This window comes from Gillisella taibaishanensis, from assembly GCF_001938985.1.
Lineage (GTDB): Bacteria > Pseudomonadota > Alphaproteobacteria > Rhizobiales > Rhizobiaceae > Allorhizobium > Allorhizobium taibaishanense.
This window is the reverse complement of the sequence record NZ_MKIN01000027.1, coordinates 484,393-496,708: the sequence shown is the minus strand read 5'-3', so window position 1 is coordinate 496,708 and position 12,316 is coordinate 484,393. Positions and strand designations below refer to the sequence as shown.

At 60.3% G+C, this 12,316-nt stretch carries 13 protein-coding genes; 5 read left to right on the top strand and 8 right to left on the bottom strand.

Annotated features, from left to right (window positions below):
* Positions 1-86 precede the first annotated feature (86 nt).
* The 5 genes from BJF91_RS23860 to BJF91_RS23840 form a co-directional block, all read right to left on the bottom strand.
* Positions 87-1,142, bottom strand: a complete 1,056-nt coding sequence (locus tag BJF91_RS23860) for a type I restriction endonuclease (RefSeq protein ID WP_075616974.1) — start codon at positions 1,140-1,142, stop codon at positions 87-89.
* Positions 1,143-1,228: 86 nt separating this feature from the next.
* The gene (locus BJF91_RS23855; protein ID WP_075616973.1) at positions 1,229-1,984 is read right to left on the bottom strand and encodes an ABC transporter ATP-binding protein; all 756 of its coding nucleotides are present in this window, start codon (positions 1,982-1,984) and stop codon (positions 1,229-1,231) included.
* On the bottom strand, positions 1,978-3,045 hold the full coding sequence (locus BJF91_RS23850; RefSeq protein ID WP_075616972.1) for a FecCD family ABC transporter permease: 1,068 nt from the start codon (positions 3,043-3,045) through the stop codon (positions 1,978-1,980). The genes BJF91_RS23855 and BJF91_RS23850 overlap by 7 nt, the downstream gene beginning before the upstream one ends.
* Positions 3,045-4,208: an ABC transporter substrate-binding protein gene (locus BJF91_RS23845; RefSeq protein ID WP_075616971.1), complete on the bottom strand. Its 1,164-nt coding sequence runs from the start codon at positions 4,206-4,208 to the stop codon at positions 3,045-3,047. The genes BJF91_RS23850 and BJF91_RS23845 overlap by 1 nt, the downstream gene beginning before the upstream one ends.
* 242 nt (positions 4,209-4,450) lie before the next feature.
* Complete coding sequence (locus tag BJF91_RS23840; RefSeq protein ID WP_075617067.1) at positions 4,451-5,590, bottom strand: ABC transporter substrate-binding protein; 1,140 nt, start codon at positions 5,588-5,590, stop codon at positions 4,451-4,453.
* A 280-nt stretch (positions 5,591-5,870) separates the two neighbouring features.
* Between BJF91_RS23840 and BJF91_RS23835 the strand changes: the two genes are divergently transcribed.
* On the top strand, positions 5,871-6,677 hold the full coding sequence (locus BJF91_RS23835; protein WP_075616970.1) for a class I SAM-dependent methyltransferase: 807 nt from the start codon (positions 5,871-5,873) through the stop codon (positions 6,675-6,677).
* A 34-nt stretch (positions 6,678-6,711) separates the two neighbouring features.
* Here the strand turns inward: BJF91_RS23835 and BJF91_RS23830 are convergent, their stop codons facing one another.
* Both BJF91_RS23830 and BJF91_RS23825 read right to left on the bottom strand, forming a co-directional pair.
* Positions 6,712-7,308: a hypothetical protein gene (locus BJF91_RS23830; protein ID WP_075616969.1), complete on the bottom strand. Its 597-nt coding sequence runs from the start codon at positions 7,306-7,308 to the stop codon at positions 6,712-6,714.
* A gap of 56 nt (positions 7,309-7,364) precedes the next feature.
* On the bottom strand, positions 7,365-8,273 hold the full coding sequence (locus tag BJF91_RS23825; protein WP_075617066.1) for a LysR family transcriptional regulator: 909 nt from the start codon (positions 8,271-8,273) through the stop codon (positions 7,365-7,367).
* A gap of 117 nt (positions 8,274-8,390) precedes the next feature.
* On the opposite strand from BJF91_RS23825, the gene BJF91_RS23820 reads away from it, so the two are divergent.
* The 4 genes from BJF91_RS23820 (at position 8,391) to BJF91_RS23805 (ending at position 11,276) form a co-directional block, all read left to right on the top strand.
* The gene (locus tag BJF91_RS23820; protein WP_075616968.1) at positions 8,391-9,572 is read left to right on the top strand and encodes an MFS transporter; all 1,182 of its coding nucleotides are present in this window, start codon (positions 8,391-8,393) and stop codon (positions 9,570-9,572) included.
* Positions 9,573-9,783: 211 nt separating this feature from the next.
* The gene (locus BJF91_RS23815; RefSeq protein WP_075616967.1) at positions 9,784-10,272 is read left to right on the top strand and encodes a GNAT family N-acetyltransferase; all 489 of its coding nucleotides are present in this window, start codon (positions 9,784-9,786) and stop codon (positions 10,270-10,272) included.
* 29 nt (positions 10,273-10,301) lie between these two features.
* A complete protein-coding gene (locus tag BJF91_RS23810; protein WP_075616966.1) occupies positions 10,302-10,868 on the top strand; it encodes a type 1 glutamine amidotransferase family protein in 567 nt (188 codons plus the stop codon).
* 204 nt (positions 10,869-11,072) lie between these two features.
* Entirely contained in the window at positions 11,073-11,276 is a 204-nt protein-coding gene (locus tag BJF91_RS23805) for a hypothetical protein (RefSeq protein WP_075616965.1), read from the top strand.
* Here the strand turns inward: BJF91_RS23805 and kdgT are convergent.
* Positions 11,263-12,276 carry a 2-keto-3-deoxygluconate transporter gene (gene kdgT / locus BJF91_RS23800; RefSeq protein ID WP_075616964.1) on the bottom strand — a complete coding sequence of 338 codons (1,014 nt, stop codon included), beginning with the start codon at positions 12,274-12,276 and terminating at the stop codon, positions 11,263-11,265. The two genes, BJF91_RS23805 and kdgT, sit on opposite strands and share 14 nt — an antisense overlap.
* Between the last annotated feature and the right edge of the window lie 40 nt (positions 12,277-12,316).

Genomic DNA, 12,316 nt, shown 5'->3' with positions numbered 1-12,316 from the left:
GAACTTGTCAACGATGCGGCTCGGTTCTCGCAACCCACCAGAGGCTTGACCGTCTCTCTGTTGAGCATGCGCAGAATAGTTAGACCTCAGGCTTCACAGTAACGCTTCGCCGTTGCACGCAGTCGCTCACTGTATTCGTAAATCCCGTCCAGCGAATTGATGATAACCCGTTCTTCCTGCTCTCCGTCAAAAAGACCTATATACTTGACGGATCGGTTGAACCAAAGCCGGGCCAGAGGCTTTCGATTATTGTTGTCGATTAAGATGCCGCAATAGGTCTTTTGATCACGCATAACCACTCTTGCGGGACTGATAACTTCCCGGGCAATCGCCTTCACGATCATGTAGCCCTCTCGTTCTTCATCCGTGGTGATGACGTCCTGGGCCTCTTCAACGGGTTGATCAATGGTCTCAATCACTTGCTCAGTTTCCGCAAGGGCACTCGACAACCTGTTTTTAACCGTATCCATAATGACTTCGCGGAAGGCAGACCGAACAACTCCAGTTAGCATCTCGCGGACTTGGGACGTTATCCGCCCTTCGTAGACGCCGCTCGAGACAATCCGAACAAAATCCTCGCTGGGATCTTCGATTAGCTTTGCGATAACCTGCTTGATGCCCGACGTGTATTTCAGCCTCTCTGCCGTTGCGAGAATGGCTGTTACATCGAAAGAGGCTTTCTCGAATTTCTTCAGTTCCGCGATGATGCTGGAATTGAAATCGGCAATATCGAACACAAGAAAAGGTCGAGTGTCCAACTTATTTGGTGCGTCAAGATCTGTGTAAAAATTGAACGTACGCCCATTAGTCAAAATTGCAAATTTAGCGTTTGTAACACTGAAGTAGCGATACAATTGATCGAGGTGTTTTTTCTCCAGAAGTGTCGAGATTGGTTTGCATTCGATCAATATGCGGATTTCATTGTCGATCTTGATCGCGTAATCGACCTTCTCGCCTTTTTTCCCCACTGCATCGGCCGTGAATTCTGGCACGACCTCGCTAGGGTCGAAGACATCATAGCCAAGAGCTCGCAAAAACGGCAGAACGACTGCCGTCTTCACTGCTTCTTCGGTCGCCATACTGCTTGAATGCGATTTCACTCTTTCAGAAATCGCCCTTAAACTTTCTTCGATTGTGCTCATAACGTCCCCACACACTATAGGCGCATAGTTCGCGCATAGTGTGTCTGTCGTCAATAGCTTAAGTTAAGCGTGTATGTATCAGCATCTCACACCAACGCCCCATCGACAATCACCTGCAACCGCCCCTGGCTGCACGCTTCGATGCGGGCGTCGACGCGGTAGACGTCGCGCAACAGGGTGGGGGTGATGACCTCTTCGGTCGGGCCTGACGCGATCAGTTTGCCGCCGCCGATGACGAGTGTGCGGCTGCAATAGCGCAGGGCGTGGTTGAGGTCGTGGAGCGCGATCAGCACGGCAATGCCTTCGCGCCTGGCGATCTTGCGCATGAATTCCAGCACTTCGATCTGGCGGAACAGGTCGAGCGCCGAGGTTGGCTCGTCCATCAGAAGCACTTCCGGCTTGCGCACCAGCGCCTGGGCAATCGCCACCAATTGCCGCTGGCCGCCGGAGAGCGCGCCGAGATCGCGAAAGGCGAGATCGGAAATGCGCAGCGCTGCCAGAATCCGGTCTATATCCTGCAATTCGCCATCGGCCACCCGCCAGCCACCGCCTTGCTTTGCAGCGAGCAGCACGCTTTCATAGACGGTCAGAACCGCATTGGCGCCGGTGTCCTGCGGCATGTAACAGATCGGCCGGTGGCCGTCGCGCACGTCTTCGACGGTGACCACGCCCGGGCCGGAAATCAGCCCGGCAATGCGCTTGAACAGGGTGGATTTGCCGGCGGCATTCGGGCCGATCAGCGCGGTCATTTCGCCGCCGGTCAGCCAGTCGGTGCTGATATCCTGGAAGACCTGAGCGCGGCCATAGCGGGCGCCGACATCCTGAAGTTTCAGGCTTACCATGCGCGCCTCCTGTTGGTGAAAATCAGCGAGAAGAAGAAGGGAACGCCGACCAAGGCGGTGATGACCCCGATCGGTAGAATGGCGCCGGGGATCAGCATTTTCGACACGACAGAGGTCACCGACAGCAGCAGTGCGCCGCAGATGACAGAACCCGGCAGGAAGAAGCGCTGATCCTCACCGACCAGCATGCGGGCGATATGCGGCCCGACCAGGCCGACAAAGCCGATGGTGCCGACGAAGGAGACCGGAATGGCGGCCAGCAGGCTGACCAGCATCATGGTTTCGAGCCTCAGCGCCCGCACATTGACACCAAGGCTTGCGGCCTTGTCGTCGCCGAGCCGCAGCGCCGTCAGCGCCCAGGCGCGGCGCGCAAACAGCGGCACGGAGATAACGAGCACGGCAAAGGTCACGCCGACCTTCATCCAGGTTGCCTTGGTGAGGCTGCCCATGGTCCAGAACACCACTGCGGCCAGCGCCTGTTCGGAGGCCAGATATTCCAGCAGCGACAGAAGCGCGTTGAAGGTAAAGACCAGCGCGATGCCGAGCAGCACGATGGTTTCGACCGTCACGCCGCGCATGGTCGAGACGCCGTAGATGAACAGCGATGCGAGCATGGCCATCAGGAAGGCATTGATCGGCACCATGAATTCGATGGCCGCCGGGAAGACGGCGATGCCGCCGACCAGCGCCAGCGCCGCGCCAAAGCCGGCGGCGGCGGAAATGCCGAGCGTAAACGGACTTGCCAGCGGATTGGCGAGAATGGTCTGCATCTGCGCGCCTGCCAGCGACAGACAGGCGCCGACGGTGACTGCCATCAGCGCGATCGGCATGCGGATATCCCAGATCACCACCCGGATCTGGTTGCTGACGCTGCTGGGTGAAAAGATCGCCGAGAGAACCTGCGACAGCGTATAGCGTGCCGGCCCCAGCGCCATGTCGGTGGCAACGCTTAGCGCAAGCGCGCCAAGCAGGCAGAGGAGAATGGTAACACGCCGAGCGGTGAGCGCCCGGTATTGGCTGCGGCCCTCAGGCTTGGCGGCGAGGTCTATGGATAGGGCCATCAATTCGAGCCTTTCTCAGATGTTGGGGCGTCCTGGGCAGGGTCGAGGGAGACGAAATAGCCGGGCTTGTAGGCGACCGGCAGGAATTTCTGATGAAACTCCCGGAAAGTCCGGTCCGGGTCGAGATCGGCAAACAGGTCAGGGTGGAACCATTTGGCAAATTGCTGGATCGGCACGAACTCATAAGGCACGCCGTAGAACTGGTGCCAGGCGGCATGGACCTGCCGGTTGCGCACCGCCTTTATGCCGTCGAAGCCGGTGCGCTCGATCAGCGTCTTGAGCTTGGCGCGGGCCTTGGTCGGATCGGCGCCGCGTCCGACATGCACGAAGCGGTTGGTCTTGGATTCCGCCAGCCAGTTGGAGCCGGTCACAACGATCTGGTCGGGATCTGAGGCGATCAGCTGTTCGATGCTGATCTCGCCGAAGGTGGTGGAGATGATGTCGGAGGCAATGTTGTGGCCGCCAGCAATCTCGACCATCTGGCCGAAATTGACGGGACCGAAGGTGCGGCAGCAGCCGCCTTCGGCATCATTGCCCGGCGCACGCTCCATGAACACGTTTGGCCGTTTCAGGTCCTTCACTGCCGCCAGCCGGTCGGTCACGATGGCGATCTGCTGGCGACGATAAGCGATCAGTTCCTTGGCCTTGTCGTCGGCACCAAAAATCTGGCCGAGAATTGCGATGGATTTTTCGGTATTCTTGTCGGGATCGAGGCGGAAATCGACATAGACGACCTGAATACCGGCTGCTGCAGCCTTTTCCTCCAGCCCGCTTTCACGCGCCGCCGGCAGCACTTCCAGATTGAGCGTCAGCACATCAGGATGCAGCGCAATTGCCGCTTCCAGGCTAAAGCCGCCCTGGGGCAGATAGCCGAATTGCGGCAGCTTGGCGATCTCTGGGAAGCGCTCCAGATAGGCGGCGTAACTGTCCGGGTCTTTCTTCACCATGTCGTCGCGCCAGCCGACAATGTGGTCGAAGGTCTTATCCCCGGCCAGCGCCGCAATGGTATGGATCTGCCGGGCCTCGCCGACCAGAACCCGCTTTGCCGGCAGCTCAAGCGTCACCGTACGGCCTGCGACATCGGTGATCTCGGCTGCGAAAGCGGCGGGCGCCAGAAACGGCAAAAGAGCGACAAGCGCCCTGGCGATCCATTTGATATGCATTAACAAACCTCTTTATGCACATGTCGGAAGGCGACCGGAAATGCCGTTCATCCCTCTGACTTTTTCATCGGAGCTAGACCCCTCCCCAGCCCCTCCCCACAAGGGGGAGGGGCTAGAGTTGCCGCACTGTTCTCGCCCATTTCGAGGCGCGACGGCATCGCGAGTCCTCTCCCCCTTGTGGGGGAGATCGGCTGGCAAGCCAGAGGTGGTGTCACCGCCTCCGCCCGCCAGCCACCGATGCCTCACAACCCCGTATTCAGCGAGACGAAATAGCCCGAGCGATAGGCAACCGGCAGGAAGCGCTCGTGCAATTCCTTGAAGGTGACTTCCGGGTCGAGATCCTTGAAGAGTTCAGGATGCAGCCATTTGGCGATCTGCTGCACGGCAACGAACTGGTAGGGATTGTTGTAGAACTGGTGCCAGATGGCATGGACATTGCCGTCCTTGACCGCCTTGATGTCGGTGAAGGCCGGGCGCTGCATCAGCGCGGCGAGCTTCTTGGTGGCCAGCGCCTTGTCGGCGCCGGGGCCAACGCCGACCCATTTGCCGCCGGGCACGTAAAGCTCCCAATTGGCACCGGTCACGATAACCTGGTCCGGGTTGGAGGCGATGATCTGCTCGGGATTGACCGTGCCGAACGTGCCGGGAATGATCTTGCCGGCCATATTGGTGCCGCCGGCCAGTTCGACCATCTTGCCGAAATTCTCGTTGCCGAAGGACATGCAGCAATCGTCGCTATAGCCGCCGGCCCGTTCCATGAACACCAGCGGCTTCTTCAGGTCTTTCGCCTTGGCGAGAACGTCGGTCACCCGCTTGATCTGCGTGTCGTGGAACTCGACAAATTCCTCGGCGCGCTTTTCCTTGCCGAACAGCTTGCCGATCAACCGCATCGACGGATCGGTGTTTTCCATCGCCTTCTCGCGGAAGTCGACATAGACGAGGGGAATGCCGACCTTGGACAGCTTTTCGATATAGCCGCTTTCCTCGGTCGCCGACTTGGCGTCGATATTCATGATGATCACGTCGGGCTTCAGCGTCACCGCCTGCTCGATGTCGAACGTGCCGTCCTTCATGCCGCCGAAGGTGGGGATCTTGCCCATTTCCGGGAATTTTTCGAGATAGGCATTATAGCCGTCGAGATCGGCCTTCTGGAAATCGTCGCGCCAGCCGACGATGCGCTTGAACGGCGTATCGGTATCGAGCGCTGCGGTGAAATAGATCTGCCGGCCTTCGCCGAGAATGACCCGCTCGACGGGCACGCTGACCTCGACCTCACGGCCGGTAATATCCTTGACCTTTACCAATTCGCCGGCTTCTGCCGCGCCTGAAAAAAGCGCGAGCGAAAGCGCGGCGGCGCAAGCCACCCCATGAACGTTGAACACGTTTGCCTCCAAAATGTCGTTTGTCCTGCAGCACGGGCGAAAGCGCGAAACGGCGTCCCCACCGGGCTCCGGTTCAGCCCCTGCGCTGCACTCGCCGTGGATTTATGATTTTATGACTTTGCCAGTCAAGAATTATCTTTTAGAAGGATTCCAGCTAGAGTTTGTCAGGGAAATGCAGTTACCGGTTTTCCCGAACAGACAACGAAAACAAGAAAAGCGAGGGACTTTCAGGTTCGGTCTGAACCTGACGAAGTCCAGTTTACGGGGTTGGGACCGGTTCATGACGCAGACGGCGATGCAGCAGAATTATCATCTGAAAGATGAGATCAAGGCCTATTGGTCAGCGCGAGCCGAGACTTTCGACAGCCAACCGGGGCATGAAATCTTCTCCGAAGCCGAACGCGCCGCCTGGCACGCGCTGATCTTGAAGCATCTGGGTGTGGGGGAAGGGCGCAAGGTGCTGGACCTCGCCTCTGGCACCGGCGTCGTCTCGCACCTGCTTGATGATCTCGGATTTTCAGTGACCGGCATGGACTGGGCCGAGCCAATGCTGGAGCGCGCCCGCGCCAAGGCCAAGACGCGGGGCCGCAGCATTCGTTTCCTGATCGGCGATGCCGAAAGCACGATGGAGCCGGATGCCACCTATGATGCGATCACCAACCGGCATCTGGTCTGGACGCTGGTCGACCCCCTCGGTGCCTTCCGCGAATGGCACCGCGTGCTGAAACCCGGCGGCCGCGTGCTGATCGTCGATGGCGATTTCGTCAATCCAAGCCCGCTCGCCAAGATCACCAGCCTCATCGCTAAACTCGCAGCCCGCCTCGGCCTTGCCAAGCCCACGGCCCATCACGGCCCAACCAGCGCCGACCTTGCCGCCACCCATAAGGCCATTCTATCGCAGGTCTATTTTTCGCAAGGGGCGCGGGCGGAAGCCGTAGTGGATCTCCTGAAACAGGCCGGCTTCTCCAACATCACCGTCGACACCGACCTCAGCGCCATTAACAGGGCGCAGAGGGTTAATTTCGGCCTGTTGAAAGGTTTGGAACGGGCAACACAGCACAGGTATGCGATCTCGGCGGTGAAGTGAGCGGCAAGCGAAGGAGCCAGTCGAGCGGGTTCACTCAAGCTTCGGCGAAATCTTCTGCAAATGCGCCCAGCACTTCGTCGCAGCCCTTCTTGATGTCCTCGAGTGAAATCCGGGTCCGCCGGACATTCTCCGGTTCTGGTGGAAGTTCGAACAGGGCGAAATGTCCCGCTGCGTCGTTGCAGATGGAGATGTCGAATAGATGATTATGATATTTCTGCCGATTTTCGGCACTGATGTCGTTGATGAACCAATATCGCTTGAGCACAGTGTACTTGCGCCCAAAAAGCGGTGAGCCCTTCGGCTTCTCCCACGGCGTCTGATCGGGATTGCCAACACAATAGGCGCCGGTATCTATGTCGTCGCGGAGTGTCCTGAGTTGGTCGAGCAGAATGTTCATGTGCTGAGAGTCGACCCGACATGAAAATATGGATCCGAACATACCGGCAAACGCATAGTCCACTTTGCCCTGACGCGTAGAAAATTGATCGACATAAAAGGCGATGTTCCCATCGTTCGTATAGAAGCAGGCGCGCTTTCGGAGTGCCCGTCCCGTATTGGGCAAAAAGTGGATGGCCAGCTGGAAAACGGCAAACATTGCCGTGAAAAGCACCGCACCTTGCAAATCCGTCATCGCGATCAGGCTCCACCTGTTGCGGTCTCATGCCTCGGCTCAAACCAGCCGCCACATCAAAGATAGGACCTGTTCTCCAGCCTTTGCGTTAAAAAGCCGATAAAGGCGCGGATGCGCGAGGCGAGGTGGTCGTGGCCGACATAGACGGCGTGGACTTCCTCGATATCGCCGACATGCCAGTCCTCCAGCAGGACGGTCAGCAAGCCCGCCTTGACCGCTTCCTCCACGTGAAAGCGGCCGATCCGGGCGATGCCGACGCCGTCGAGGCAGAGGCGGCGCATGATGGCGCCGTTGGAGACACGGATATTGCCGCTGACGGCTTTGAGAAATCGGTCGCCGCTCAAGGGATCCCGGAAGGGCCAGCCCTCCTCGAAACGGCGGAAGGTGAAGCCCAGGCAATTCTGGGTGTCGAGATCGTCAGGATGATGCGGCTGGCCATGGCGGGCGAGATAGGCGGGGGAGGCGACAATCACCCGGCTCCCCTGCATCAGCTTGCGCGCCATCAGCGTCGAATCCTTCATCGGCCCGACCCGGATGGCCACATCGGCACGCTCGCCGACGAGGTCGATCACCCCATCCGTCAGTGTCAGTTCCAGCTCCACTTTCGGGTAGAGCGCCAGGAAGTCGCCGATCAGCGGCAGCACGCAGTTTTCCCCGAACCCGACGGACGCGTTGACCCGCAGCACCCCGCGTGGCTCATCGGTGCCGGAGGCCACCAGCTGTTCCGCCGCCTCGATCTCTTCAAGAATGACGCGGGCGCGGGCGAGATAAAGCTCGCCCTCCGGCGTCAGTTCAAGCGTGCGCGTGCTGCGCAAAAGCAGTCGCACCCCCAACCGATCCTCGATCCGGCTGACCAGCTTGCTCACCGCTGAAGGCGTCAGCCCCAGCTTGCGCCCGGCAGCCGAAAAGCTCTTCAGCTCGGCCGAGAGCACGAAGACCTGCATTTCTCCAGAGCGGTTGTTCATGTCTTCACCTATGAATTCAATTCCAAGGTGATTGTCCATTATAGCAGCTTATCAAGCAAGCCCGATCGGCCGATATGAAGGCGGAGAGATTTCCTTGGCTTGATAAGGATGACACCCATGCCACTCGCCCTGTTTGCCCTGACCATCGCCGCTTACGCGATCGGCACCACCGAATTCGTCAGCGTCGGCCTGCTGCCGACCATCGCCGCGGATTTCCGCATTACCCTGCCAAGCGCCGGCATGATCGTCTCGATCTACGCGCTCGGCGTCACCTTCGGCGCGCCTGTGTTGACGGCGTTGACGAGCCGTTTTCCGCGCAAGATGCTGCTGTTGTCGCTGATGCTGCTGTTCATCGCCGGCAATCTGCTGGCGGCCTTCAGCTCCAGCTTTGCTCTGCTGCTGGTCGGGCGCGTGCTGACCGCCTTTGCCCATGGCGTGTTCTTCTCGGTTGGCGCCACCATAGCTGCCGGGCTGGTGCCGGAAAACCGTCGCGCCTCGGCCATTGCCCTGATGTTCATGGGCCTGACGGTCGCCATCGTCACCGGCGTCCCGCTCGGCACGCTGATCGGCCAGACGTTTGGCTGGCGCGCCACTTTCCTCGCTGTCAGCGGCCTTGGTCTCGTCGCCTTGCTGGGCATCGCCGCCCTCTTGCCCGCGACGCTGCCCCGGGGCGAGCCGAGCCGGCTGATCGATCAGCTGCGGGTGCTCGGCTCCGGCCGGTTGCTGCTCGCTTTCGCCATGACGGCGCTCGGCTATGGCGGCACCTTCGTGGCCTTCACCTTCCTCGCTGCCATTCTGCAGGAGATCACCGGCTTTGCCGCCGGCAGCGTCAGCCTGGTGCTGGTTCTCTACGGCGTAGCGATTGCGGCGGGCAATCTAGCCGGTGGCCGACTGGCCAATACCGATCCGGTCAAGGCGCTCGCCTGGCTGTTTGCCGCCCAGACGCTGGCGCTGATCCTGTTCTTCTTCACCGCCCAAGCCACCATTCCCGCCCTCCTGACCCTTGCCGCCATGGGCTTCCTGTCCTTCGCCAATGTGCCGGGCCTGCAGCTCTATGTGGTCGAACTCGCCAAGCGCTTTCGGCCCGATGGCGTCGACACCGCCTCCGCCCTCAACATTGCTGCCTTCAACCTCGGCATTGCCGTCGGCGCCTCGGTTGGTGGCGAGATCGTGGCCTCGCCGCTTGGCCTTGGCACCACACCGCTGGTCGGCGCCATCCTGGTTGCTGGCGCTGCCGGCCTGACGCTGTGGAGCGGCGCGCTCGACCGGCGCCGGGAGGTGCGGTCCTGCGAGGCTTGAGGGCAGATCAATGCGCCCGCTTGACAATTGCCTCAGCCGGGCGCATTCATTCCACCATGATCGACACGCGCACCGCCATTTCCTGCACGTATTTTTGGGCCTACCGGTAACCGGCGGCCTGACAGATCACTATGTCAACAGGCCGCCGTCAGGCGGCCTTGTTGTTTGAACGAGCTTCCCTGACGGCGGAATTTTAAAGGGGAAGAGACAAATGACCGAAGACAGCACCATAACCTTGCCACGACCATCGCTGGTCAGCATTCGCCATGCGCGTCCAAGCGACCTGGCGGAACTCACCGAAATGATCGCAGCGCTCGCCGCCCATCATGGCGATGCATCTGCCATGACGCTGGAGACGCTGAAGCGCGATCTGTTCGGCCCCATGCCCTGGATCACCGCCCTGGTGGCCGATGCCGGTGAAGAGCTGATCGGTTACGCCATCCTGATCCCGCTCTACAGGGCAACGGAAGGCCAGCGCGGCATGGAACTGCATCATCTCTACGTGCGCGACGGCCAGCGTGGCAATGGCATCGGCCAGCATCTCGTTGCCCGCGCCCGTGATTGCGCCCGCGCCCAGGGCTGCGATTATCTCTCGGTCTCCGCCACCACAGGCAATTTCGCCGCCCATCGCTTCTACGAGCAGCTGGATTTCATTCCGCGCCCGGTCACGGGCATGCGCTTCTTGCAGCCGCTGGCCTGAACGTTACGAGACGGATGGGAGAGAGGACCATGACACGCATCGCCATCGCCTTGGCCGAAGACTTCGCCGATTGGGAAATCGCGCTGCTGACCGCCGTTGGTCGCAGCTTTCTCGGGCTTGAGATCGTAACCGCCACGCCGGATGGCGCACCGGTCACCTCCATGGGCGGCCTGAGAGTGACCCCGGACTGTGCCTATGGCGATCTGGCCGGCGAAGACTTCGATGCGCTGGTTGTGCCAGGCGGCATGAGCTGGGAAAAGGGCAGGGCGGCGGACCTGACCGGCGTCGTTCACGGCTTTCGGGCGCAGGGTAAGACCGTCGCCGGCATCTGCGCTGCCGCAAGTGCACTGGCCGGCACCGGCATTCTCAACACGGTTGCCCATACCGGCAACAACCTTGCTTCGCACAAGGCCTATGGCGGCTATAGCGGCGAAGCGCTCTACAAGGATCAGCCCCAGGCGGTCTTCGATGGTGGCATTGTCACCGCGCCCGGCACCTCGCCCTTTACCTTCACAGTGGAGGTCTTGAAGGCGATTGGTGCTTGGACATCAGAGGCCGAGATGGAAATGCAAGGCTTTGCGGCGGAGTTTCGCTGAAATCCCTTTGCCTCCATCTCTCCGGCGGGACGCATGGCTCCTGATCTCCACCACACATCCATTCATGGGCATGCCTGAGGCAAGCCCCGACTTTTATATTAGACCTTCTTGAAGAAGGTGAAAGCGACGACATCAATGGCTTCGGCACGTAATCCGGCCCCCTCACTGGCCCCAATACACTCAATCGCCACGGAAAACCGGCGCATGGAAAGCGCCATCCGCGCACTGCTCGACCGGCAGTCCGATCCCGCCCTGCATCGCTGGGTGCGCGAAACGGTCGGCTCATTCGAAACGCGGCTGTCTGGCATTGTCGATCCGCAGGAGCGGGACTCCGCCCGTCATGCAGCGCTGGTGCTGATCAAGACCACGCTGCAGGAATGGTCGCGCAATCCGGTCATCCAGCACTGATATCGGGTTCTGCCAGCGCTTCGTCTGTTTCGAGATCCGCTTGCTCCTCGGGTGCGCCGCGCATGGCCCGGGCATAAAGCGCAGTAATCACGGGCACCAGCACCGAAGTGACGATAACGGATGCGGCCACGAGCGCAGTGGCCGCCGGGGCTGCGGCCTTAAACTGCGGTGCCATTTCGGCAATCAGCGCCGGCGTTGCGACAGCGGCACCTGCGGTGGAGGAGGCGGCAATGCCCGCCGTGCCATCGCCGCCGCCGATCAGCCGGTCGGCCAGGATCAGCGGCAGGCCTGTCACCACGATGACGCCGACACCGAGCAGCAGGCCGGTGAAGCCAGTATCTACAATCACCGCCAGATTGATCGTATTGCCGAGCGCAAAAGCGAAAAACGGAATGAGCGTGTGGATCGCCCTGGTGAAGAACACCCGCAGTTCCTTGTCGAGATTGCCGAGTACAAAGCCGATCAGCATCGGCAGCACGGCCCCGACAAACACCTGCGGCTGGAACGAGGCAAGGCCTGAGGTTCCCAGGATGATCATCGTCACCAGCGGCCCTGATTCCACCGACATCAGCACGAAAGCGCCGGCCTCTTCGCTGGTGCCATATTGCTGCATGATCGAGGCGTAGAGCCCGCCATTGGTCATATCCATGGCGGCAACGATGGCCAGCACCGACAGCCCCGATAGCAGGCCGGTGCCAACAGCATTGTCCGGGAAGAACTGCGCCGCAACAAAAGCCACCACCCATGCAGTGGCGATCTTGGTCAGCACCAGCGTTCCTGATTTGCGCAGCACCAGAGCCGCCGCATCGAGCCGGATCGAGGCGCCCATGCAGAAGAACCAGACGGCCAGGATCGGCACGGTGCCGCTGATCAGGCCATTGGTGAAAGAGCCGAAATAGGCGCCGGCCTGCGGCGAAAACGTGTGGCAGAGCGCGCCTAAAAATAGCGGCACCAGCATCATGCCGCCCGGAATGGTCTCGATCGCTCTTTTGATCTGCATTAGTCTCCCCCTCGATTTAGCCGGGCCCTCCAATGGACCG

What these genes read in the sequence shown, in the direction of transcription:
- BJF91_RS23860 (WP_075616974.1), bottom strand. Translation starts at nt 1,142, where the DNA reads ATGAGCACAATCGAAGAAAGTTTAAGGGCGATTTCTGAAAGAGTGAAA.
- BJF91_RS23805 (WP_075616965.1), top strand. Translation starts at nt 11,073, where the DNA reads ATGGAAAGCGCCATCCGCGCACTGCTCGACCGGCAGTCCGATCCCGCC.
- BJF91_RS23815 (WP_075616967.1), top strand. Translation starts at nt 9,784, where the DNA reads ATGACCGAAGACAGCACCATAACCTTGCCACGACCATCGCTGGTCAGC.
- BJF91_RS23820 (WP_075616968.1), top strand. Translation starts at nt 8,391, where the DNA reads ATGCCACTCGCCCTGTTTGCCCTGACCATCGCCGCTTACGCGATCGGC.
- BJF91_RS23845 (WP_075616971.1), bottom strand. Translation starts at nt 4,208, where the DNA reads ATGCATATCAAATGGATCGCCAGGGCGCTTGTCGCTCTTTTGCCGTTT.
- BJF91_RS23855 (WP_075616973.1), bottom strand. Translation starts at nt 1,984, where the DNA reads ATGGTAAGCCTGAAACTTCAGGATGTCGGCGCCCGCTATGGCCGCGCT.
- BJF91_RS23835 (WP_075616970.1), top strand. Translation starts at nt 5,871, where the DNA reads ATGACGCAGACGGCGATGCAGCAGAATTATCATCTGAAAGATGAGATC.
- BJF91_RS23850 (WP_075616972.1), bottom strand. Translation starts at nt 3,045, where the DNA reads ATGGCCCTATCCATAGACCTCGCCGCCAAGCCTGAGGGCCGCAGCCAA.
- BJF91_RS23810 (WP_075616966.1), top strand. Translation starts at nt 10,302, where the DNA reads ATGACACGCATCGCCATCGCCTTGGCCGAAGACTTCGCCGATTGGGAA.
- kdgT (WP_075616964.1), bottom strand. Translation starts at nt 12,276, where the DNA reads ATGCAGATCAAAAGAGCGATCGAGACCATTCCGGGCGGCATGATGCTG.
- BJF91_RS23830 (WP_075616969.1), bottom strand. Translation starts at nt 7,308, where the DNA reads ATGACGGATTTGCAAGGTGCGGTGCTTTTCACGGCAATGTTTGCCGTT.
- BJF91_RS23825 (WP_075617066.1), bottom strand. Translation starts at nt 8,273, where the DNA reads ATGAACAACCGCTCTGGAGAAATGCAGGTCTTCGTGCTCTCGGCCGAG.